General features: G+C 63.6%; 15 protein-coding genes. 11 read left to right on the top strand and 4 right to left on the bottom strand.

Translation table 11 applies throughout. The features are described from left to right. Positions 1–128 precede the first annotated feature (128 nt). The gene (locus tag JSS27_07680; GenBank protein MBS0208817.1) at positions 129–1,154 is read right to left on the bottom strand and encodes an HD domain-containing protein; all 1,026 of its coding nucleotides are present in this window, start codon (positions 1,152–1,154) and stop codon (positions 129–131) included. Between the two features lie 454 nt (positions 1,155–1,608). Then, positions 1,609–2,595: a UDP-glucose 4-epimerase GalE gene (gene galE / locus JSS27_07685; GenBank protein MBS0208818.1), complete on the bottom strand. Its 987-nt coding sequence runs from the start codon at positions 2,593–2,595 to the stop codon at positions 1,609–1,611. Positions 2,596–2,841: 246 nt separating this feature from the next. On the opposite strand from galE, the gene xerD reads away from it, so the two are divergent. After that, positions 2,842–3,795, top strand: coding sequence for a site-specific tyrosine recombinase XerD (xerD, locus tag JSS27_07690; protein MBS0208819.1), 954 nt, complete (start codon positions 2,842–2,844; stop codon positions 3,793–3,795). Positions 3,796–3,985: 190 nt separating this feature from the next. On the opposite strand, the gene JSS27_07695 is transcribed toward xerD, so the two are convergent. Beyond that, positions 3,986–4,189, bottom strand: coding sequence for a hypothetical protein (locus JSS27_07695; GenBank protein ID MBS0208820.1), 204 nt, complete (start codon positions 4,187–4,189; stop codon positions 3,986–3,988). 534 nt (positions 4,190–4,723) lie between these two features. Between JSS27_07695 and JSS27_07700 the strand changes: the two genes are divergently transcribed. The 3 genes from JSS27_07700 (at position 4,724) to JSS27_07710 (ending at position 9,991) form a co-directional block, all read left to right on the top strand. Next, the gene (locus tag JSS27_07700) at positions 4,724–4,939 is read left to right on the top strand and encodes a hypothetical protein (GenBank protein MBS0208821.1); all 216 of its coding nucleotides are present in this window, start codon (positions 4,724–4,726) and stop codon (positions 4,937–4,939) included. A 256-nt stretch (positions 4,940–5,195) separates the two neighbouring features. After that, positions 5,196–6,623, top strand: coding sequence for a tRNA (N6-isopentenyl adenosine(37)-C2)-methylthiotransferase MiaB (gene miaB, locus JSS27_07705; protein MBS0208822.1), 1,428 nt, complete (start codon positions 5,196–5,198; stop codon positions 6,621–6,623). Between the two features lie 239 nt (positions 6,624–6,862). Then, positions 6,863–9,991: a bifunctional [glutamate--ammonia ligase]-adenylyl-L-tyrosine phosphorylase/[glutamate--ammonia-ligase] adenylyltransferase gene (locus tag JSS27_07710; GenBank protein ID MBS0208823.1), complete on the top strand. Its 3,129-nt coding sequence runs from the start codon at positions 6,863–6,865 to the stop codon at positions 9,989–9,991. Between the two features lie 176 nt (positions 9,992–10,167). Here JSS27_07710 and JSS27_07715 read toward each other — a convergent pair whose 3' ends face one another. After that, on the bottom strand, positions 10,168–11,400 hold the full coding sequence (locus tag JSS27_07715; GenBank protein MBS0208824.1) for a Tm-1-like ATP-binding domain-containing protein: 1,233 nt from the start codon (positions 11,398–11,400) through the stop codon (positions 10,168–10,170). 147 nt (positions 11,401–11,547) lie between these two features. On the opposite strand from JSS27_07715, the gene JSS27_07720 reads away from it, so the two are divergent. The 7 genes from JSS27_07720 to JSS27_07750 all read left to right on the top strand — a co-directional run bounded on the left by JSS27_07720 (position 11,548) and on the right by JSS27_07750 (position 22,411). Next, positions 11,548–11,874, top strand: a complete 327-nt coding sequence (locus JSS27_07720; protein MBS0208825.1) for a non-heme iron oxygenase ferredoxin subunit — start codon at positions 11,548–11,550, stop codon at positions 11,872–11,874. A gap of 43 nt (positions 11,875–11,917) precedes the next feature. Continuing rightward, the gene (locus JSS27_07725) at positions 11,918–12,238 is read left to right on the top strand and encodes a metal-sulfur cluster assembly factor (protein MBS0208826.1); all 321 of its coding nucleotides are present in this window, start codon (positions 11,918–11,920) and stop codon (positions 12,236–12,238) included. 164 nt (positions 12,239–12,402) lie between these two features. Next, positions 12,403–12,906, top strand: a complete 504-nt coding sequence (locus tag JSS27_07730) for a hypothetical protein (GenBank protein ID MBS0208827.1) — start codon at positions 12,403–12,405, stop codon at positions 12,904–12,906. Positions 12,907–13,804: 898 nt separating this feature from the next. After that, a complete protein-coding gene (locus JSS27_07735) occupies positions 13,805–14,194 on the top strand; it encodes a cupin domain-containing protein (protein ID MBS0208828.1) in 390 nt (129 codons plus the stop codon). 310 nt (positions 14,195–14,504) lie between these two features. Continuing rightward, entirely contained in the window at positions 14,505–16,874 is a 2,370-nt protein-coding gene (locus tag JSS27_07740; GenBank protein ID MBS0208829.1) for a PQQ-like beta-propeller repeat protein, read from the top strand. Between the two features lie 66 nt (positions 16,875–16,940). After that, positions 16,941–18,659, top strand: coding sequence for a PQQ-binding-like beta-propeller repeat protein (locus JSS27_07745; protein ID MBS0208830.1), 1,719 nt, complete (start codon positions 16,941–16,943; stop codon positions 18,657–18,659). A gap of 248 nt (positions 18,660–18,907) precedes the next feature. Further along, positions 18,908–22,411, top strand: a complete 3,504-nt coding sequence (locus JSS27_07750; GenBank protein ID MBS0208831.1) for a DUF1553 domain-containing protein — start codon at positions 18,908–18,910, stop codon at positions 22,409–22,411. Positions 22,412–22,529: the final 118 nt, after the last annotated feature.

The following is a 22,529-nucleotide window of genomic DNA, read 5'->3' on the forward strand; positions in this document are numbered from 1 at the left end:
TCTTAGTTTGACAGAGCACTAGGCGCTGTGCCATCCATCTAGATTCCCGCCTGCGCGGGAATGACGGAACATGCCCCGATCATTGACCGGGGGCTAATGCTCGATGCCACGCTTAACACAGCGCGCGGCTATTCGACCCCGCCGCCGCGGTAGAGCTTCTGATGCAATTGGTTCTTGGTCGACGTGATCGGCCCGTTGTTCGGCTCATCACGCAGCGCCACGTAGATCATGTGGTACTTGGCGTCCACGTCGTCGGCGTAATGGACCAGCAACGCCTCGGGCGTGGACGGCGGCTTGGGCGAGCCCCACTCGGGGCGCGATTGATGCGAGACGATCACGTGTTCAAGCCGCAACAGCGTCTCGGCGTCAACCGGCGCACCATCGGCGGCTTGCGCGGCGGCCGCCTCGCGAATGATGTCGCGTCCTTGCAGAATGTGACCGACCAACGTCCCCGAGGCCGTGTACTCGGCCCCGCCGGGCTGCCAGGCGATCTCGCGCAGTTTGCCGATGTCGTGCAAAATCGCTCCCGCCGCGACCAGCCCCTTGTCAAGCCGGGGCTGCATGTCGGCGTAGTACTCGTCGTACTTGTCGGCGAAATAGACCGCCGTTCGGGTCACGCTGAGCACATGTTCCAGATAGCCGGCGATGTAACAGTGATGATTGCGCGTCGCCGCCGGCAGTGAGACCAGTGCCTCGCGGTTGTCATTCAACAGCCCGAGCACCAGCTTCTTGAGCGGCTTGTTGGTGATCCGCTCTTTGGCGATCGACACCAGTTCGTCGAACATCTCGTCGGCGTCGAACCGCGAGTGGGGCAGGAACTGCTTGGGGTCGAAGCCGTCGGCCGTGTCGGCGTCGCAGACCGGGCGGATTTTGCGAACCTCGAGCTGCGGCCCGTAGTTCGATTCCTTGTACACCGCGCGCAGCTTGTAGAACGTGCCGGGCACCCAATTGTTCCGGCAGTCTTCGGCCCAGGACGAGTCGTTCCAAATCGGAAACGACACCTGCCGATCGGCGTCGCGAAAGCCGACCTTGAAGTACGGCTTGCCGTCGCGCGTGGTCAATTCTTCTTTCGAGGTCAATAGCGCGAACAGATCGGCCTCTTGGCCGTTTTCCATTGCCGACAGCGCCACGACCGCGGGAGTTTTAGTAGTCATGCCCCACATTTTACAGGCGCGCCGCGGCAAGTTGCCAGTGGCTCGCCGCTGGTCAGAGAATTTTCACCACAGAGACACAGAGGACACGGAGGCGGCAAAAGTAAGGGTGGCCCGGTCGCTCGCCGGCCGCGGTTGCGCAAGCAACAAGAACAACGCCCAGGCGTCCTGGCCTTCGCTCGGGTGGCACCGATTGCCCGGCAATCGGTGTTGCGCAGCAACAAGAAACTCGATGGGCGATGCGTCTTTCGCCGAGGGACGTGCCACCTCAAGAACGCGGCGCTCGAGGTTTCTGGCGGGCTGTGCCCGCCCCGGAAGCTTCGCTTCCCGGGCCACCCAAGCCCAGTGGGACGTCCGTTAAACCTTCTTGTCGCAGACGCGACCCAGCCGGCAAGCGGCTGGGCCACCCGAAACAAGACGCACTCGCGACGCTCCCATGTTACAAACTGCGGTAATTTTACCGGTCGTTGTAGCCGTGGGGATGCGATTTGTGCCAGCGCCAGGCGGTTTCGACAATCGATCGCAGCTCGGCGAATTGGGGCTTCCACCCCAGTTGCTCGCGCGCCCGGGTGGCGTCGGCCACCAGTTCGGGAGGGTCGCCGGCGCGGCGCGGGCCTTTGACTTCGGGGATCGGGTGGCCGGTGACCTGGCGGCACGTGTCGATCACTTCGCGCACGCTGTAGCCGCGGCCGGTGCCGAGATTCAGCTTCAACTGCACGCCGGGTTGCAACTGGGCCAGGGCCAACAAGTGGGCGCTGGCCAGATCGTTGACGTGGACGTAATCGCGAATGCAGGTTCCATCGGCCGTCGGGTAATCGTCGCCAAACACGGAAATGTGCGGCCGCTGCCCCAGCGCCACTTGCAGCACGACCGGAATCAGGTGCGACTCGGGCGTGTGATCTTCGCCGATCTCGCCGTCGGGGCTGGCGCCCGAGGCGTTGAAGTACCGCAAGGCCGCGTAGCTGAAGCCATAGGCGGCCGTGTAGTCGGCCAAAGCCTGCTCGATGACCAGCTTGGTGAAGCCATACGGGTTGATCGGCTTCTGGGGCTCGTCTTCCGTGATAGGGACGACTTGGGGCACCCCGTAGGTGGCCGTGGTGCTCGAGAAGACGATCCGCCGCACGCTCGTTTCGCGCATTGCTTCCAAGAGCGACACGCTGCCGATGATGTTGTTCTCGTAGTAACGGGCCGGGTCGACCACGCTTTCGCCGACCAGGGCAAAGGCGGCGAAGTGCATCACCGCGTCGATCTGCTTCTCGCGGAGCACACTGACCAGCTTGGCCCGTTCGTGGAGCGAGCCTTCGATCAGCCGGCCCGGCGCGACCGCGCCACGATGGCCATAGATCAGATTGTCATAAACCCAGACCGAGTGCCCGGCGGCCGCGATCACGCGGGCCGCGTGGCTGCCGACGTAGCCGGCGCCGCCAACTACCAGAATGTTCATGCTCGATCGCCCCCGAAACGAGTGGATGGAGATTGCACCAGGCCCACGATCATTGACCGAATGCTAATGGTTGCCAGGGCGTGGGTACAGCAACTTTTCCACATTGACCGGCCGTAACGATTTTTCCTGCCGGGCCGGTGAACCAAGGTGGCGAAAAGAACCGAAAACATCATAGCGGCCTACGGCAAGGCAAATACCGCCGGGCCGCACCGCCAATGCCACCGGCGACGCATTACGAGACGTCTCATGCCCCGCTCCGCTCCCCAGAAGCCCACCACGAAGCCCGCCGCCAAGATCGCCGGCACGGCCCCGGCCGAGCATTATCTGGCCCGGGCCTTCACGGCGTACTTGCAGAGCGAGTGCCATCTGTCGGCTAATACCGTGGCCGCCTACCGGCGCGACTTGCGTCGGTTCAACGTCTGGCTCGCCGGGCGCAAGTTCGAAAAGCTGGGCGTCCGCGAACTGGCCGACTATGCCAGTTGGCTGAACGAGCAGCAACTGGCGGCGGCCAGCCTGGCCCGGCACCTGGTCTCGCTCAAGATGTTCTTCCGCTACCTGCAGTTGGAAGGGATGTTGAAGGATAACCCAGTCGAACTGCTCGGCAGCCAGAAACTCTGGGAGCGGATTCCCTCGGTGCTGACGCCGCGACAGGTCGACGCGCTGCTGGCGGCCCCGCGTGGCGCCGATCCCTGGTGGCGGCGCGACCGGGCGATGCTCGAACTGCTCTATGCCACCGGCTGTCGAGCCAGCGAGCTAGTCGGACTGCGCGAGCGGGACATGCATCTGACCGAGAGCTACTGCTTGTGCCACGGCAAGGGGGACAAGCAGCGACTGGTGCCGCTGGGCAAGCGCGCCATCGAAGCGGTGCGGCTGTACCTGGCCGAAGAGCGACCACGCTTGACGGCGCAAGGAGCGGCGACGGCGCAACATGTCTTGCTGTCGCGCAGCGGCCGGCCCTTGCGGCGCGAGCGATTGTGGGAGCTGGTCACGCGCTATGCGCGGCGGATTGGCGCGCCCGCCGGCGTCAGCCCTCACACGCTGCGCCACAGCTTTGCCACGCATCTCTTGGCGGGCGGGGCGGACCTGCGGATGGTGCAAGAGATGCTCGGCCACGCCAGCATCGCCACGACGCAAATCTACACCCACGTCGATACGTCGCGGCTCAAAGCAGTCCACGCGAAGTTTCACCCGCGTGGGTGAGGCTGGCGCGGTCCAAGCACCAATGACCAAGTCTCAATGACCAAGGACTGACTCACTGTCAATCATCTCAGCCCCCTGCTCCCCCTCTCCCCTGCCCCCTGCGTTCATTTCCCCCTTCGCGCTGAAAACAAAAAAGCCCAGAGGAGCAAGTCCCCTGGGCTTTGGGAGAAGTACACGGAGTGCCTGCGCGTTACTTGACGTTCCGGCCGAACTTCATCCGGCGGGCGTTCGGCGAGGCGTAACGAATCCAGCGGGCTTCGAGCAGCTCCAACTCCTCGTCCATCCAGGCGCTGAACTCTTCGATGGTGCGCGGCTTGGCCAGGACAGCCTTGGTGACGGGGCGATTTCCCGATTCGGGTTCGTTCGATTCCGGTCGTGGCGAGTTGGTGTTCATCGTTCGGCCCTCCCCTCAAGCTGCAACGTCACTGTTGCGTTAACTCATTGTTGCTGGTGTCAAGCCGTCGAGGTTCTTGTCGCCTTTGGCCAGGCGTCTAGCCCTGTGCCGGATGGCCCGCTTTCACTAGCAGGCAAACACCATGTGTACTACGCAGGACAACTCAAATACGTTCAGGTTCGCTACGAAAGTCACAATCTAGGAGTTCCTTCTCACCAAACTTTTAGATGCACGTCGCGTGCCAATCGTTCCCCTGCCGTTTCGGCAGCAAATTGAGCGTTGTTTTTTTACAACCGGTATAGGTCTGGACGTTATCGAACCAGCCCTGGAGCGGGGCCTGCCAAACGGCGCATGGCCCGCGAGCGAATGCCTGGAAACTGCGGGAAACATCCGGTTTTGGCGGCCAGAATGGCTCTGGCCCCGAATCGGCCGGTTCGAGTAAGATAAGCCTTTCCTGGCCCCCTAAAGGTGTTTGGTCGCCGCCACTCGCGGGACGCGATCGTCGCGCAATCAACCGGGGCCGAGAATCCCATTTTGAGCATTCGAGTCCAAAGCATGGACGGCTGGGACATTGTCCTGTTGGTCGTGGCGGCTTACATAGCCGTAATGGGTTTGGTCAGGCTGATGCGCGCCGAGCGCGAACGCTGTGTCGCCGAGCTGCGCGAGCAGGCCGCCGCCGAACAGCAACGCCAGCGCCAGGCCGAACGCCTGCAGGCTCAAGCCGCCAAGGCCGCCAAACGCGCGGCCTAAGACGAAACGCCGCCAGCCAGTCAACTCTCCCTGGGTAGCCCCGACAACTTGTTGTCGGGGTTGCGAAGCAACACGAGGCCATTGAACTAACGCCCCCTGACGATCGACACGACGACCCTAGCCCTCTTGTCGCTGACGCGACCCTGACAACAAGTTGTCAGGGCTACCCTGCTGGCCGCCAACAACGACCGAAACCACCAGGCCCCCGGTCATTGACCGGGGGCTAAAGCACGATCGCGAACGTCCCTCATAGAACATGGCCAAGAAGCTCTACATCGAAACCGTCGGCTGCCAGATGAACATGCTCGACAGCGAGCTGGTCGTGGCCAGTCTGCGCAAAGAGGGCTACGAGTTGGTCAACGTAGCCGCCGACGCCGACACCATTCTGTTCAACACCTGCAGCGTCCGGCAGCACGCCGAAGACAAGATCTACAGCGCCCTCGGGCGCTTGCGTCTGACCAAGCATCAGCACCCGGACAAGGTGATCGGCATCCTAGGTTGCATGGCCCAGAAGGACCAGCAGCTGATCTTTGATCGCGCCCCGTTTGTCGATCTGGTGGTTGGTCCCGGCCAACTGCACCAAGTGCCGCAACTGATTGCCGAAGTGCAAGCCGGCGGCGGCCAAAAGCTGGAAGTCAGCTTGGACCGGACCGAAGGCTCGCGGCACGAAGTCGAGGAAAGCTTCGAAAGCTACGATCCGCTGCGCGATCCCGAGATGCGGCCGACGCCGTTCCAGGCCTTTGTGCGGATCATGATCGGTTGCGACAAGTTCTGCACTTACTGCATTGTGCCGATGGTGCGCGGGCCCGAGCAAAGCCGGCCGCCGCAACAGATCATTGCCGAGGTCGCCAAGCTGGCCGCCGAAGGCTGCCGCGAGATTACGCTGCTGGGCCAGACGGTGAACAGCTACCGCTTCAAGAGCGGCGAGCGGACGTGGCGGCTCAGCGATTTGCTGGTGGCGCTCCACGACATTGCCGGCATCGAGCGGATCAAGTTCGTCACGAACTTTCCCAAGGACATGACCGACGACCTGCTGCAAGCGGTTCGCGATCTGCCCAAGTGCTCGCGCTATTTGCACGTCCCGGCACAGAGCGGCTCGAACGCCGTGCTGAAGCGGATGAAGCGGCTGTATACCGTCGAAGATTACCGCGAAATGCACGACCGGATTCGCGAGACGATTCCCGGCGCGGCCGTGACCAGCGACTTTATCGTCGGCTTTTGTGGCGAGACGGACGACGATTTCGCCGCCACGGCCCAACTAGTGCGCGACCTGCGGTTCAAGAACAGCTTTATCTTCAAGTACAGCGAGCGAACCGGCACCAAGGCAGCCGACATGTTCCCCGACGACGTCCCCGAGGACGTCAAACGCCAGCGAAACATCGATTTGCTGGCGATCCAGGACCAGATCAGCCTGGAGGACAACCTGCCGCTGATCGGCCAGCAGGTCCAGGTTTTGGTCGAAGGCCCCAGCAAGCTGGCCCGCAAGCAGCAGGCCGAGGGGGAACTGCTGCAACTGACCGGCCGGACTCAATGCGACCGGATCGTGGTTTTCAACGGAAATCGCCGGCAGGTTGGCCAAATCTTACCGGTCGTGGTACAAGATGCCGACGCGTTTACGCTTTTTGCCGCGGTCGCCACGCAACACGTCGGCCCGGAAGTGTATACTCTGGACAGCAAGTTTTAAGCTGGGGACAGTAAGCTCTAAACCGGGGGCAATGGGCCTGACGCCCATCGTTCGCCTGCTCGCCTCATCGCACCCGCCGCGCAACCCCCTTGGCTGTCGGCCATCGCACGCCACGCCGCTTGCCCCACTGTTTGCCGCTGTGGGGGTGAGCCTTTGCCCGCCCGTATGCACGCTATCGGGCAACAATCTAACGTGGTCGGCTCTGGGGACGAGGAAAGCTTCTGTTTATGATCGTGGGTATGCGCTCTGATGAACTGACCCAATTGTTGGACGACCCGGCGGCGGCTGACCGCTGGCTGGGGCGATGTGGCCTGGAAGACCTGCGCCGCGCGCAGGCCAACTTGCAGCACATGGCCCAGGGTGGCCTGACGCTCGATTTGCTGGCCGACATCTGTGGCCAACTGGCCGAGCACCTGCCGGGCCTGAGCGACCCGGATCGCGCGTTGAACAACCTCGAGCGGTTCGTGGCTGCGGCGCGCAACCCCCTGTCGCTTGGTTCGCTCTTGGAGCGCGATCGTCAGGCGCTGCCGATCCTGCTGCAAATCTTCTCGTCGAGCCAGCATCTCAGCGACGTCCTGGTCGCCGATCAGGAAAGCTACGACCTGCTGCGGATGACCGAGGGGCAGCCGGTCGAGCGCAACACGCTGGTCGACGAGCTATGCACCGAGGTCTTGGCGCTGAATAGCGAAACCGCCGTGATGGCGACTTTGCGACGCTACAAGCGGCGCGAGACGCTGCGCATTGCCTACGGCGACCTGATCCGAGCCCATCGACTGGAAGTGGTCACCGAACAGATTTCCTACCTGGCCGACGCCATGGTCGAAGCGGCCCTGCGTTTTGCCCGCCGCAAGCTGGAACAGCGCCGTGGCCATCCCACGACGACCGATGGTCGACCGGCTGGGTTCGTCGCGCTGGGGCTGGGCAAGTTGGGCGGCACGGAGCTGAACTATTCGAGCGACATTGACCTGGTGTTTCTGTACGAATGCGACGGCCGCACCAACGGCCCGCAACCGACGAGCAACGCCGAATTCTTCGATCGGCTGGCGCGCGACACGCTGCGATTGTTGACGGAAGTGACGCCCTTGGGGAACGCCTACCGTATCGACCTCCGCTTGCGCCCCGAAGGGGAAAGCGGCCCGCTGGTCCACAGCCTGGAACGGACCATGCGCTACTACGACCTCATGGGTCGCACCTGGGAGCGCCAGGCGTTCGTCAAAGCACGCGTCGTGGCCGGCGACGCAGAATTGGGGGCGCGGTTTCTCGATTACCTGGAACCCTGGGTCTATCGGCGTTACTTGGGGCTGGCCGATATCACTGGCATCAAGGCGCTGAAGCGCCGCATCGAGCGCCGCACGCTGTTGGAAGGGGACGACCGGCGCAACGTCAAAACCGGCCGCGGCGGCATTCGCGACATTGAATTCGCGATCCAGTTCTTGCAGTTGCTTAACGGCGGCGATTTGCCGTCATTGCGCGTCGGCAACACGTTGGCCGCGATCGGACAACTGGAAGCGGTCGGCTGCTTGACTCACCAGGAGCGGCAACTGCTCGAAGAGCACTACGCCTTTCTGCGCAAGATCGAACATCGGCTGCAGATCATGTTCGACTTGCAGACCCACGTTCTGCCCGACGACCAGGCCGAGCTGCGCCGGCTGGCCTTGCGCATGGGTTACAGCCACGCGCCCGAGCGGTCGGCGCTGGCCGCGTTCGAGGAAGACTACCAGACCAAGACCGAGTTGAACCGGAAGATCCTCGATCACCTGCTGCACGACGCATTTGGCGACGACGCCGAGACCGAGCCCGAGGTCGATCTAGTCCTCGACCCGGCCCCCGATCGACAGCGGATCGCCGAAGTGCTGGGCCGGCACGGTTTCCGTGATGTGACGCTGGCCTACAAGAACCTGACCGCCCTGGCAACCGAAAAGATTCGCTATCTGTCGACGCGCCGCTGTCGCCACTTTCTGGCGGCCATTGCGCCGCGGCTGATTCGCGCGATCAGCGCCACGTCGGACCCGGATCGGACGTTGATCACCCTGGAGCAAGTCAGCGACTCGCTCGGCGGCAAGGGGGTGCTGTGGGAACTGTTCAGTTTCAATCCGCCGTCGATGAACTTGTACGTAGAACTTTGCGCGTCGGCGCCGTACTTGTCGAGCATTTTGATCACCAACCCGGGCATGATCGACGAGCTGATGGACAGCCTGGTGCTGAACAAGCTACCGACGCGGGCCGATCTGCGAGCCACGCTGGCCGAAGTGGCCCGCGGCGCGGTCGACCTGGAACCGATCTTGCACAGCTTCAAGAACACGCAACAACTTCGGGTCGGCGTGCGGAACATCCTGGGCAAGGAAGAAATCCAGTCCACGACGGGGGCCCTGTCGGACATTGCCGAGACGTGCCTCGAGCGGATCATCGAACACGAATACGCTCGCTTGGCCGAAAAACTGGGCGAGCCAACCATCGGCGGCGAGGTTCGCACTGGTCAGAAGTGCGAACTGATCGTGCTGGCCATGGGCAAGCTCGGCGGGCGCGAGCTGAACTACCACAGCGATCTGGATCTGGTTTTCTTGTACGAAGCGGATGGGGCCACGTTTCACCCGCGCCGCAGCACGCGCAGCGGCGAGACCACGAGCAATCAGCATTTCTTCGGCGAGCTCGGCACCCGCGTGATCAAGGCCGCCTCGCGATTGGGCCCCTATGGCCGACTCTATGACATCGATGCCCGCCTTAGACCGACGGGGCGCAGCGGCACCCTGGCCACGTCGTTCGCCGAGTTCGAGCGTTACTTCACCGAAGGGCTGGGGCAACTTTGGGAGCGTCAGGCGCTGTGCAAAGCGCGCGTCGTCTGGGGCGCCAAGCCAGCGGCCGAGCAAGCCCTGGCCCTGGTTCACCAGGCGGCTTTCAGCAGCTGTCTGCGCCCCGGCGACTCGGAACTGATTCGCCAAATGCGCCACCGCATCGAGGCAGCCGCCTCGCCACGCAACCTGAAGCGCGGCCGCGGCGGCATCTGTGACATCGACTTCCTGGTTCAACTGCTGCAACTGCGCTATGCCGGCGAGCAGCCCGAGCTGCGCCAGCCGAGCACGACGCTGGCGCTGGCGGCGTTGTATCAGTCTGGTCGGCTGTCGGCTGACGACTATGAATTCCTGATGGCCAGCTATCGGTTCCTGCGAACCGTCGAGTTGCGATTGAGGCTGATGAGCACGACGGCCCGCGATGCCTTGCCCGACGACGGCGCCGAACTAGACCGGCTGGCGCGCGCGCTGGGGCTGTTGAGCCGCAGTGAACTCGAAGCGGAAGTCAGCCGCTACACCGAAGAGAACCGACGCCGCTTCGAGCAACTGGTCGCCACCACCGAGCCGCAACCGGCTTAAACCTTCGTAGCAAGGGCATTTGAACCGCAAAGACGCAAAGAGCGCCAAGAAACGCGAGACAGAAAATCAAGGGTATCACTCCGCGAGACTCTGTGCGCTCTGCGATTCAATCCTCTTAATTCTTTGCGACCTTTGCGTCTTTGCGGTGAATTCCTGGATTTCAGTTCAAGAGCCAATCAAGAACTTGGCTTGGTCGCCAGCCAGAGGTTCATGAACTCGTTCACCGCGCGGTCGGCGAACGTGGCGTCGTTGATGTGGGCCGAGACACGCAGCACGCGACAGTATGGATGCTCGCGCAATCCTTCTTCCAGCGTCTCGAACAACGCCGCGTCGGCCGCCGGGTCGTGGAACGGCTGCCCCGGCGCGTCGATGGCCGACACGCCCCCCTCGGGCAGCAGCACCACGATCGGACTCGTCGCCCCGCGCAGCTTGTCGACCATCCACCGCCCAATCGCGCGATTTTCGTCCACCGTCGTGCGTATCAACGTGACTTGCGCGTTGTGGGCGTGCAGTCGGCGCGACGCATGTTTATCCGGTACAGTCTCTCGCCCGCCAAAGTTGACCATGTCGAGCGCGCCGACGCTGAGCACCTGCGGAATCCTGCGTTCGAGCGCCGCGTCGAGCCGGGCCGGCCCCGCCGACAACACGCCGCCGAACAACTCGTCGGCGATTTCCGTGGTGGTGATGTCGAGCACGCCCACCACCAGTCCCGCGTCGATCAGTTGCTCCATTGCCCGACCGCCGGCGCCGGTGGCGTGAAACACCAGGGGGTCGAACCCCCGCGCTTCGAGTTGCACGCGGACCCGCTCGACACAGGGAGTGGTCACGCCGAACATCGTCATGGCCACCGTCGGGCGTTCGTTCACCTCGGCCGAGCTGTGTACAACCATGCCGTACATGGCGTGGGCCGCGTTGGCCAGAATCCGCCGCGACACACTGTTCAGCCCCGCCACGTCCAGGACCGAGTGCATCATCACCAGGTCGCTGGCACCAACGTAGGGGGCGACATTGCCGGCCGCCATCGTCGAGACGAGCAGCTTAGGCACGCCGATCGGCAAAATCCTCAGCGCCGGCGCGATCAGCGACGTGCCCCCTCCGCCTCCCAGGCCCATCGCACCCGCCACGCGACCGGCGGCAAATTCGTCGCGCAGAAACTCGACCAGCGCCGCCGACATTTCGGCGATCGCGGCCGCCCGATCGCCAGGCGCCGCGTCGGCCTGCCGCCGCGCCGCCGGCAGATGCTTCCTCACCCGCTCTCGCAACACGTCGGGCACGACGACGGGTGTGTTCAGGGTGCCGACATCGACGGTCACGACCGGCGCGCCCAGGGCGCGGAGCCGCGCGGCCACATAGGCCAGCTCGTGCCCCTTGGTGTCGAAGGTGGCAATGGCGTAGATCGAGGCGTTCAACGCAAAGTCCTCAGGCCCTCGGGCGTGCAACTGCGAGCGTTTCAACAGCCTAATCCCAGGGGGTTCATTTGCATCGGCGTTAACGATACGATTGAGCCATCGCGTGCCGAAATTGAATCGTTGTCAGCCCGTCCCCAGGCGGCCGTTATGTCGGAATTTGTTCCCGTTGCCAAGGTCAGCGAAGTGCCTGATCCAGGGCGCGTGGTCGTGGAAGTCGACGAGCGTTTGATCGTGCTGCTGCACGTCAGCGGCGAATTCTTCGCCATCGACGACGTTTGCACCCATGACGGCGGCCCGTTGAGCGAAGGCACGCTGGACGATCACACCATCGCCTGTCCGCGACACGGCGCCAAGTTCGACATCCGCACGGGTCGGGCGTTGACCATGCCGGCCACGCAGCCGACCATGGCGCATGATGTGCGAGTGGAAGGGGGGCAAGTGTTCGTCCGCTGCCGCCACGGGCACCCAGGTTAGTTTAGACCGGATTCAAGGCTACCCCAGCCAGGAACTAGCGAACATGCCTATCACCGAAGACGCCGTGCGCGAAGCGCTGAAGACCGTGGTTGATCCTGAACTGTTCGTGAACATCGTCGACTTGGGGCTGGTCTACACGGTGACCATTGCCGACCCTGACGCCGAGGGGAAAGCGAACGTGGGGATCGAGATGACGATGACCAGCCCGGCCTGCCCGGCGGGCCCCCAGTTGCTACAAGGCTCGAAAGACGCCTTGTCGCGGATCGAAGGCGTGGGCCTGGTGGAAGTCAAACTGGTGATGACGCCCCCCTGGACGCCCGACCGGATGACCGAAGAAGCCCGGGATCAACTCGGCATCTTCTAAACGGCGCCATGATTCTTGATGGCGCAATGGCGGCTGTCCTTGTGCGCATAAAAAAGACCTGCCTGGGAGTATTCGTCCCAGGCAGGTCCGATGCGGGCTATCGGACTCGATCAACCCTCGCGGGGGCTGGTTAGTTGCGGACCACCGATCGGCTGGCGTGAATCATGCCACGGCTGATCGAAGCCGAGGGATCGGCCATCGGTGCGCGGGGCATCGAAGCAGCGTCCTTCGGGGCGGCAGCCGGAGCGCCGCAGCCTTCGCCGCAAGCGTTTTCGCAGCAGCCGTTGCCGCAAGCGTTTTCGCAGCAGCCATTGCCGCAACCGTTGTCACAGCAGTGCTTCTTCAGCGAGCACAAGGTCTTATGCTTCTTGAAGATGTTCAAGCAGCACTTCTTCTTGCAGCAGCTGCCACAGCCTTCGTCGCAGCAGCCGTTGTTCGCGGCACAGCAGCTCGGTTCGCAAGCCTTTTCGCAGCAGCCGTTGTTCGCGGCGGCACAGCAATTCGGCTCACAAGCCTTGGCGCAGCAGCCGTTGTTGGCGGCGCAGCAGCTCGGTTCGCAAGCGTTTTCGCAGCAGCCGTTGTTCGCAGCGCAGCAGTTCGACTTGCAGCAGCGATCAGTCCAGCAAGGGCACGAGATCAACGTGCGCAGACGGGCCAACAGCGGCTGACGGCAGCAGCTACCGCAGCCGCTGTCGCAGCACGAGGGCTGAGCGCAGCAGCTCGCTTCGCAAGCCTTTTCACAGCAGCCGTTGTTCGCGGCGCAGCAGCTTGGTTCGCAAGCCTTGGCGCAGCAACCGTTGTTGGCGGCGCAGCAGCTCGGTTCGCAAGCGGCCTTGGCGCAGCAGGTCGGTTCGGCGCAGCAGGTCGGCTCACAGCAGCCACCACAGCCACGGCCACCCAGCATCCGGTCAAGGAGCGTGGCCGCAAACGACTGGCTACACAGGCTGGTGCTAAGCACCAACGCTCCCAAAATCATGTTCCATTTCATGTTTCCAGCATCTCCTTTGCACGGAACTGGGGCATCCGTAACTCGCTGTCGCAATCGACGCCGCACGACTCGGGCCGAGCCGGCCAAGCGTAATTCGGGCAGCACGCGGGTTGCTGCTCGCGACGTGATTCAGCAGCGGCGTTCGCGCCGGCGCGTTACGGGGGTCGGACCTCAGTTCGCTCTGTCTTTTTTTGCCCAGGGACCGTCGAGTCCGTCCTAGACTCGATTGAAGTCCGTTTCGGTTTCCCCCGAGGCACGCAATAGCTTTCCCCTTGCAGGTTGCCCTTATTAGGGACACTGTCCGTATCGGCTAGCACGCGCAAGGGCCTTGAGCACGCGGAAGTAGTTTTCAGCAAATGTCTTAGGACTCCTGACGCGCAAACCTTGAGCGTCCCGAAAGCTGGTCAAAGTTTGCCGGTCGTGTGGCCGCACAATGCGCCGTCGCCGCTGGCCCACCGTTGGAAGCACTCGATGTGTCGTGGTATGCTCGAACGAAATCAAGCGACTTGGGCCGTGCGACTTAGCACACGTCGCAGTCACCACGCGCCAGCTTGATATCCCGACAGATCGAGACACCGATGGCTACTGCCCAGAACGAAACCGCTGCTGCTCCCACCGCCGCTCGCGGCTACGAGTTGGTTGATTTCGACCAGATTGCTCCGGTCCCCTGCCCTTGTGGCAGCGCGCGGCGGGCGTTCGCCGATCTGCCCGATTACCCGGCCACGATTCACCGCACCGACATCTCGGTCGACGCCCGGGTTCACTACCACAAGCGGCTAACCGAGGTCTATTACTTCCTCGAGTGCGAGCCCGACGCCGCCATGCAACTCGACGACGAGCAGATTCCAGTTCGCCCCGGCATGTGCATTCTGATCCGCCCGGGCACACGCCACCGGGCCGTGGGGCGGATGCGTGTAATGATCGTCGCCCTGCCCAAGTTCGACCCCCACGATGAATGGTTCGACTAGGCACCGGCCGTTGGTCGGAGTCCCCTGTGGCAAAACAGTTTAGCCAACGTCAGAATGTCATTTTTTGAGCTGGAAACTGTCCGGATTGGGCAAGCTAAACGCTTGTCGCACCCCCAGGGTCGACGTATCCTGATACCTATCGGCATCCACTGCCGGCTTGTCAACCGGCGGCAAACGCACCCCGAGGGCGAAATGCGCTCTCGTGGCTGGTTTTCGCCGCTCGCTCCCGTCTGATGTCTGGCACTGGTCCGAATCCCACCTAAGCGCCCTGGCTTTCCAGCTTGGCAACCGAGTTTCTCTTCTTATGAATATGGCATTCTCTTCGTTTCACGCCTGGGCCTTGGCCGCAGGTTTGTCGTGGCTGGTCGGGCTGTTCACCTTTGCCGTTCCGGCAACCCTGTCGGCGGCCGAAGCCAAAGCCAGCGCGCCGGCCGGCCCGGCTTCGTCGGCCGACCCGCTGGATTGGCCCATGTGGCGCGGGCCCGAGCAGAACGGCATCTCGCGCGAAACCGGTCTGACGACCGATTGGGATCTGGACGGCAAGAACATCCTGTGGCAAAGCCACGATCTGGCCACCCGCAGCACGCCGATCGTCATGCGTGGCAAGCTGTACGTCCTGACTCGCAGCGAGCCGGAAACGCCTCGCGAAGGGGAGCGCGTCGTCTGTGTCGACGCCGCTACCGGCAAGCAGCTTTGGGAAAACAAATGGAACATCTATCTGAGCGACGTGCCGAAAGAGCGCGTGGCTTGGAGCAGCGTGGTCGGCGATCCGACAACCGGCCGCGTCTTTTCACAGGGCGTCAATGGCTTCATCCAATGCCTCGACGGCGAAACCGGCAAGACCATCTGGTCGCGGTCGTTGAACGAAGAGTTCGGCTTGCTCAGCACCTATGGCGGACGGACCAATGTGCCGGTGGTGTTTGACAACCTGGTGATCTTCAACGCGGTGATGACCAATTGGGGCGATTTGGCGCTGCCAGCCCACCGCTTCCTGGCGTTCAATAAAGACACCGGCGAAACCGTCTGGTTCTCCAGCACCAAACCCCGGCCGGAAGATACCACCTACAGCACGCCGGTCCTGACGGCCTTCAACGGCCGGGCCGCGATGGTCTTTGGCTCGGGGGACGGCAACGTCTGGGCCCTTCAGCCGCGAACCGGCAAGCCGCTGTGGAACTACAAGATTACCCTGCGTGGCATCAACATCATGCCCTTGGTTGACGATGGCATCGTCTACATCGGGCAAAGTGAAGAAAACCCCGACGCCAACACCCAGGGCCAGATTCTGGCCATCCGCGGCGATTTCGCCAACGACGGCAGCGACATCACCGGGAAAGGCGCGCTGTGGTCCAAGAAAGAAATCATGATCGGCCGCAGCTCGATGCTCAAAGTCGACGACCGGCTGTACGGCGCCGACGACTCGGGCAACGTCTACACGTTCAACGCCAAGACGGGCGAGCAGATCGGCAAGCGCGTGAAGTTGGCCGGCTCGATGATGCGGGCCAGCTTGCTGTACGCCGACGGCAAAATCTTCGCCTCGACCGTCAATGTCTGGCATGTGCTCAAGCCATCGGCCAAGGGCGTCGAAATCGTCCGCAGCCTGACGCAGCGGTTCCCCATCAAATCCAATGGCGAAGCCGAGGAAGTGAATGGCTCGCCGATCGTTTCGCACGGCCGGCTGTACATTCCGACCAACGAGCGGATGATCTGCGTCGGCGCGGCCGCTGGCAAGAGCTCGTCGGCGCCGATGCGGCCCCAACCGACCGAAGCCGCGCTGACCGACCGGACACCGGCCCAGGCGTTGTTGACGCCGGTCGAGTCGCTGATCGGGCCAAGCCAGCAAGTGAAGTATCAGGTGCAACTGTTCAATGCCGAGGGCCAGTCGCTCGGCGCCGCGCCGCAGGCCACGTACACCCTGGCCGGTCCCGGCAACATCGACGCCGAAGGACGCTACACCGCCGACAGCACCCCGCAACACAGCGGCGTGATCGTCACGGCCAAGGCTGGCGAGTTGACCGCCACGGCACGCACGCGCGTGATTCCGCCGTTGCCCTGGAAGTTTGAATTCTCGGGCAAGGACGTACCGGTCACCTGGATTGGCATGCGCTACCGTCACCAGATTCGCGAACTCGAAGGCCGCCGCGTGATGGTCAAGATCACGACCATTCCCAAGGGGGCCAAGAGTTACGGCTGGTTCGGCCCCAGCGACCTGCGCGACTACACCATCCAGGCCGACGTGCGCGGCGCGCTGAAGTTCGGCAAGCCAGGTGATGCGCCGACACCAGGCGACGCACCAGCGGCCGCGACCGGCGCGGCCAACAGTAACGCCGTCGGCAAGATGCCCGACATCGGGTTGATCAACCAGCGCTACACAATGGACCTGATGGGCATTCGCCAGCAGTTGCAGATTCGCAGTTGGTCTTCGGAACTCGATCGATTCTCGAAAACCGTGCCCTTCGCGTGGCAGCCCAATACCTGGTACACGATCAAGTTCCGCGCCGAGCCTCAAGGCTCGAAAGCAATGCTCAAAGGCAAGGTCTGGCCGCGCGGCATGCCGGAACCCCAGGCCTGGAGCATCGAGGCGGTCGACGAGGCCGGCAACGAGCGCGGCAGCCCGGGCATGTATGGCAACGCGAATGACGCCGAAATCTACATCGACAATGTGAGCGTTTACCCGAACTAGTCTGGCGGCGCCCGACGCGCTGAAACCCCTATCACGTAACATCCCCCTCCTGCTCGGTTCATGAATATGTCACGCAATCGTTGGTTGGTTTTGTCCCTGGTTGCCGCGTCGACGTTGGCGATTGGCTATTTCACCTGGGCTGGCAATGTTTCCTGGGCCGGTGAAAAGACTCCCGTCAAGCAAGTCGCGCTGAAGAGCGACGGCAAGGCCCTGTACGGCCCGCACGACTGGCCGATGTGGGGTGGCACCGCCTTGCGCAACAACACGCCCGAAGCCAAGAACATTCCCACCGAGTTCACTCCTGGCGACATCGACGAGAAAACCAGCCACTGGACGCCCGGCTCGGGCGAGAACGTCGTCTGGGTCTCGAACCTGGGCTCGCAAAGCTACGGCAACCCGGTGGTCGCCAACGGCCAGGTCTATGTCGGCACCAACAACGGCTATGGCTACATCAAGCGCTATCCGGCCACAGTCGACTTGGGTTGTCTGATCGCGTTCTCGGAAAAGGACGGCAAGTTCCTCTGGCAACACTCGAGCGAGAAGCTGCCCACCGGGCGCGTGCATGACTGGCCGCTGCAGGGCATCTGCTCGACGCCGATGGTCGAGGGGGATCGCCTGTGGTTCGTCACTAGCCGCGGCGAGGTGATGTGCCTTGACACCGAAGGTTTCTACGACGACGAGAACGACGGCCCGTACAAGGATGAAAAGTACACCGACAAGACCGAGGCCGACGTGATCTGGGTCAGCGACATGATGCGCGACCTGGGCATTTCGCAGCACAACATGTGCAGTTGCTCGCCCGTGGCGCTGGGCGAATACCTGTTCATCTGCACCGGCAACGGCGTCGATGAATCGCACGTCAACCTGCCCGCCCCCAAGGCGCCGAGCTTCATCTGCCTGGACAAAAACACGGGCAAGGTGCTGTGGACCGACGATTCGCCCGGTGACAACATCATGCACGGCCAATGGGCCAGCGCCTGCGTGGCCGAGTTGGGTGGCGTGCCCCAAGCGGTCTTCGCCGGTGGTGACGGCTGGCTGTACAGCTTTGAAGCCAATGGCGGCAAGGACGGCAAGCCGACGTTGCTGTGGAAGTTCGACGCCAACCCCAAGGAATCGAAGTACATCCTCGGCGGCCGCGGCACGCGCAACGAGCTGATTGGCACGCCGCTGGTCTACGAAGGCCACGTTTACATCGCGGTCGGCCAGGATCCCGAGCACGGCGAGGGAATTGGCCACCTCTGGTGCATCGACCCGACCAAGCGTGGCGACATCAGCGGCGAGTTGGCCTTCAAACTGCCCGACACCGAGCACCCCATCGCGCCACGCCGGCTGCAAGCCGTCGACAAGGCCGAAGGCGAAGTCAGCCGGCCGAACTCGAACTCGGGCGTGGTCTGGCACTACAGCGAACAAGATCAGAACGGCGACGGCAAGGTGGCGTTCGAGGAGACGATGCACCGCACCATCGCCACCGCCGTCATCAAGGATGGCCTGCTTTACATTCCCGACTTCAGCGGCCTGGTCCACTGTGTCGACGCCAAGACCGGCAAGGCCTACTGGACGCACGATCTGTTTGCCGCCACGTGGGGCTCGGCCCTGGTGGCCGACGACAAGGTTTTTGTCGGCGACGAAGAAGGAAAGCTCACCGTGTTCAAGCACGGCAAGGAGCTAGAGATTCTGGCCGAAATCGACATGGGGAACGCCGTGTACAGCACCCCGGTCGTGGCCAACAACATGTTGTTCGTGGCCAACAAGTCCCACGTCTTCGCCGTAAAGGCGCCGGAGTAAGATACCGCGTTACGCATTGGGAATCGCTCGTCTTGCGCACGAGCCGGACAAGTTACCCCTCTCCCTCCCAGGGAGAGGGTGGCGAGCGCAGCGAGCCGGGTGAGGGTAGCGACGTTCACCGCCAGGAAACTCGGCGATCAGTACACGTTCACCGAGCCCACCACGATCAGGCCAAGCACGTCCTGACCCTCCCCCAGCCCCTCCCTGCCAGGGAGGGGTGTTGATCGAACACGCATCGCGAGCGTCACATGGACTGTCGCCGCAGCAACCATTCCCACCATACTAGCGCTGGCCGATTGCCACGCGCCGCGCCGCTCGCGGCAACTCTGGTCGTCTGTTTCGCGGCGGTAACATGCGCCGCCGAGGTCGCCGCGCCGGCGGTTCGCTTCGATCGGGACGTGCTGCCGATCATTTCCTCGCGCTGCTTCCAGTGTCACGGCCCCGACGAGTCGACTCGCGAAGCCGAACTGCGCCTCGATCAGCGCGACGACGCCACCCGCGAACGGGACGGCCAGTGGATCATCAAGCCGGGTAGCGCCGACCAGAGCGCGCTCATCGCCCGCGTGACTTCGAAGGATCACGACGAGTTAATGCCGCCGGCCCACTCGGGTCCGCCCTTGTCGCCGGCCGAGGTCGATACCCTGCGCCGCTGGATCGCCGCCGGCGCGCCCTACACACAGCATTGGGCCTTCGTCGCGCCCCAGCGTCCGGCCGCGCCCGAGGTGACGAGCTCCGTCGGCCTGCACAACCCGATCGACAACTTCATCGTGGCCGAGTTGCGGCAGCACAAGTTGCAGCTTGCCCCGGCGGCCGACCGCTACACGTTGATTCGCCGGTTGTCGCTCGACCTGGTTGGTCTGCCGCCGACGCCCGAGGAAGTGGACGCCTTCGTGGCCGATCGGCGGCCCGACGCTTATGAACGGCTGGTCGATCGGCTGCTCGCCGCGCCGGCCTATGGCGAGCGTTGGGCGCGGATGTGGCTCGACCTGGCCCGCTACGCCGACTCGGCCGGCTATGGCTCGGACCCGCTGCGCTTGAACATCTGGCCCTATCGCGACTGGTTGATCGGCGCCTTCAACAAGAATCAGCCCTACGACCGGTTCACGCTCGAACAACTGGCGGGCGATCTGTTGCCCGACGCGACCGAGGCCCAGCGCGTGGCCACGGCGTTTCATCGCAACACGATGACCAACACCGAGGGGGGCACCGACGACGAAGAATTCCGCGTCGCCGCCGTCAAAGACCGCATCGCCACCACGATGCAGGTCTGGATGGGGCTGACGATGGGTTGCGCCCAGTGCCACACGCACAAGTTCGACCCGATCACGCACAAGGAATACTACCGGTTCTTCGCGATCTTCAATCAGACCGAAGATTTCGACCAGCCCGACGAGCGGCCGACGATGCCGCTCTATGCGCCCGAGCAGCAGAAGCAGCGACAGGCGCTCGAGGCGCAAATCGCCGCGCTTGAAAAATCGTTGAACGGCCCGCAACCGAAACTGGCCGCCGAGTTGACCGAGTGGGAAGACTGGCTCCGCGGCGGGCGCGACTGGTCGCCGTTGGCTTCAGCTTCGGCGCGGACGTACGGCGGCGCAACGCTGAAAGCGCAAGACGACGGCTCGTTCCGCGCCGAGGGAAAGAACATCGAGGCCGACACCTACGCCGTCAGCGGCACCAGCGATCTGAAACAGGTAACCGCGCTGCGATTGGAAATGTTGCCCGATGATCCGTTGCCCAAGCACGGTCCCGGCCGTGGCGAGGACGGCACGGTCGAGATCGACGCCCTCAGCTTGTACTTGGCCGACAAGACTGCCCGACCGGCGGCGCGCTATGTGCGCGTCGAGCTGCCCGGCGGGCCGCGGATTCTCTCGCTGGCCGAAGTGCAGGTCTTTAGCGACTGCCAGAACATCGCCCCCCGGGGCAAGGCGTCGCAGTCGAGCACCTATCCCGGCGGCGAAGCGGCCCACGCCATCGACGGCAACACCTCGGGCGTCTATGCCGACAAGTCGACCACGCACACGAACAGTGAAGAGAACGCTTGGTGGGAAGTCGATCTGGGCCAGTCCGCGCCGGTCGAAGCGATCGTCCTCTGGAATCGCACCGATCGTGCGATGGGAACGCGCCTTTCCAAGTTCAAAGTCATCGCGCTCGACGCCGAGCGCAAGCCCCTGGCCGAGCGGACCATTAACACGCCACCGGAGCCCGACGTGGTGGTCCCCCTGGCCGGGCGCGCGGTGAAGCTGGTCCGCCAGTCAACCAGCGACGGTCGCGGCGGCGAGGCCGCCAAGGCCACCGACGGCAAAGACAACACCTACTGGGGCGTCGCGGCCTCGAATGACAAGCCGGTGACGGCGATCTTCGAGCTGTCCAAGCCCGAGGTGAAAGCCGACGCGCCGCCACAGACCTGGACGCTGGTCATCGAGCATGCCCGTCGTGGCCAGCCGCGCAACCTGGGACGGTTCCGCTGGTCGCTGACGACGCGCAAGCTACCGATGGTGCTGCCGCCGCCGGCCGTGCGAGCGATCGTGGAAACCGCTGCTGATAAGCGCACGCCAGCCCAGCAGCAACAGTTCGAAGCCTTCTTCCGCCCCAGCGCGCCGTCGCTCGTGGCCGAGTATCGCAAGTTGGAAGGGCTGCGGACGCAATTGGCGGCCATCAAGCCGGCCGACGTGCCGATCATGCGCGAGCTGGCCGCCGACAAACATCGCAAGTCGTTCGTGCTGACCAAGGGGAACTTCCTCACGCCCGGCGACGAAGTGCAGCCCGGCTATCCACAATCGTTTTCCGCGCCCCCGTCCGACGCGCCGCTGACTCGCTTGGGCGTGGCGCGGTGGCTGACCAGCCGCGACAATCCGCTGACCGCGCGCGTGGCGGTGAATCGCTTCTGGGCGCAACTCTTCGGCACCGGCATCGTCGAGACCGAGGAAGATTTCGGCACGCAGGGACAGATTCCCAGCCATCCCGAGTTGCTCGACTGGCTGGCGATCGAGTTCATGGAGCGAGGCTGGGACATGAAAGCCCTGTTGAAGTTGATGGTCACGTCGGCCACGTACCGGCAATCGTCGGCGATGGTCCCCGAGGGGCTGGCCCGCGACGCGCGCAACCGATTGCTGTGGCGTTATCCGCGCCGCCGGCTCGAAGCCGAAGCGGTCCGCGACCAGGCTTTGCTGTTCAGCGGGCTGTTGAGTCACAAGCTCGGCGGTCCCAGTGTTTATCCGCCTCAGCCCGAGGGTCTGTGGCGCGCGGCCTTCAACGGTCAACGCTCCTGGGCCACCAGCACCGGCGAAGATCGCTACCGGCGGGGGATGTACACCTTCTGGCGGCGGACGGTGCCTTACCCCAGCATGGTCACGTTCGACGCGCCGAGCCGCGAGAATTGCACGCTGCGCCGATTGCCGACCAATACACCGCTGCAGGCGCTGGTGACGCTGAACGACCCGGCCTATGTCGAAATGGCCCAGGCGCTCGGTCGTCGGCTGATGAACGAAGCCGCCGGCGCAACCGAGGCGCGTGTCAAATGGGGCTTGCGGCTGGTCCTGTCGCGACCGGCCGAGGCCAAGCAGGCGGCAGCCCTCGTGGCGCTTTACGAATCGTCGCTGGCCCACTACCAGAGCCAGCCCGAGGAAGCCCGCAAGATGGCGACCGACCCGCTGGGCAAGCTGCCCGAAGGGGCCGACGTGGCTGCAGCGGCGGCCTGGACGGTGGTGGCGAACGTGCTGTTGAACCTGGACGGCGTGTTGACCAAAGGCTAACGCACTTATCTTTGCGCGATAACAACTACCAAGCCGGCGGCTATGCCGCCGATGAACGGCGACGAAGTCGCCGGCTTGGGAATAAATTTAACAGGGAGCTATGGACGCACTGCCCAAA

The organism is Planctomycetota bacterium (assembly GCA_018242585.1).
GTDB lineage: Bacteria > Planctomycetota > Planctomycetia > Pirellulales > PNKZ01 > JAFEBQ01.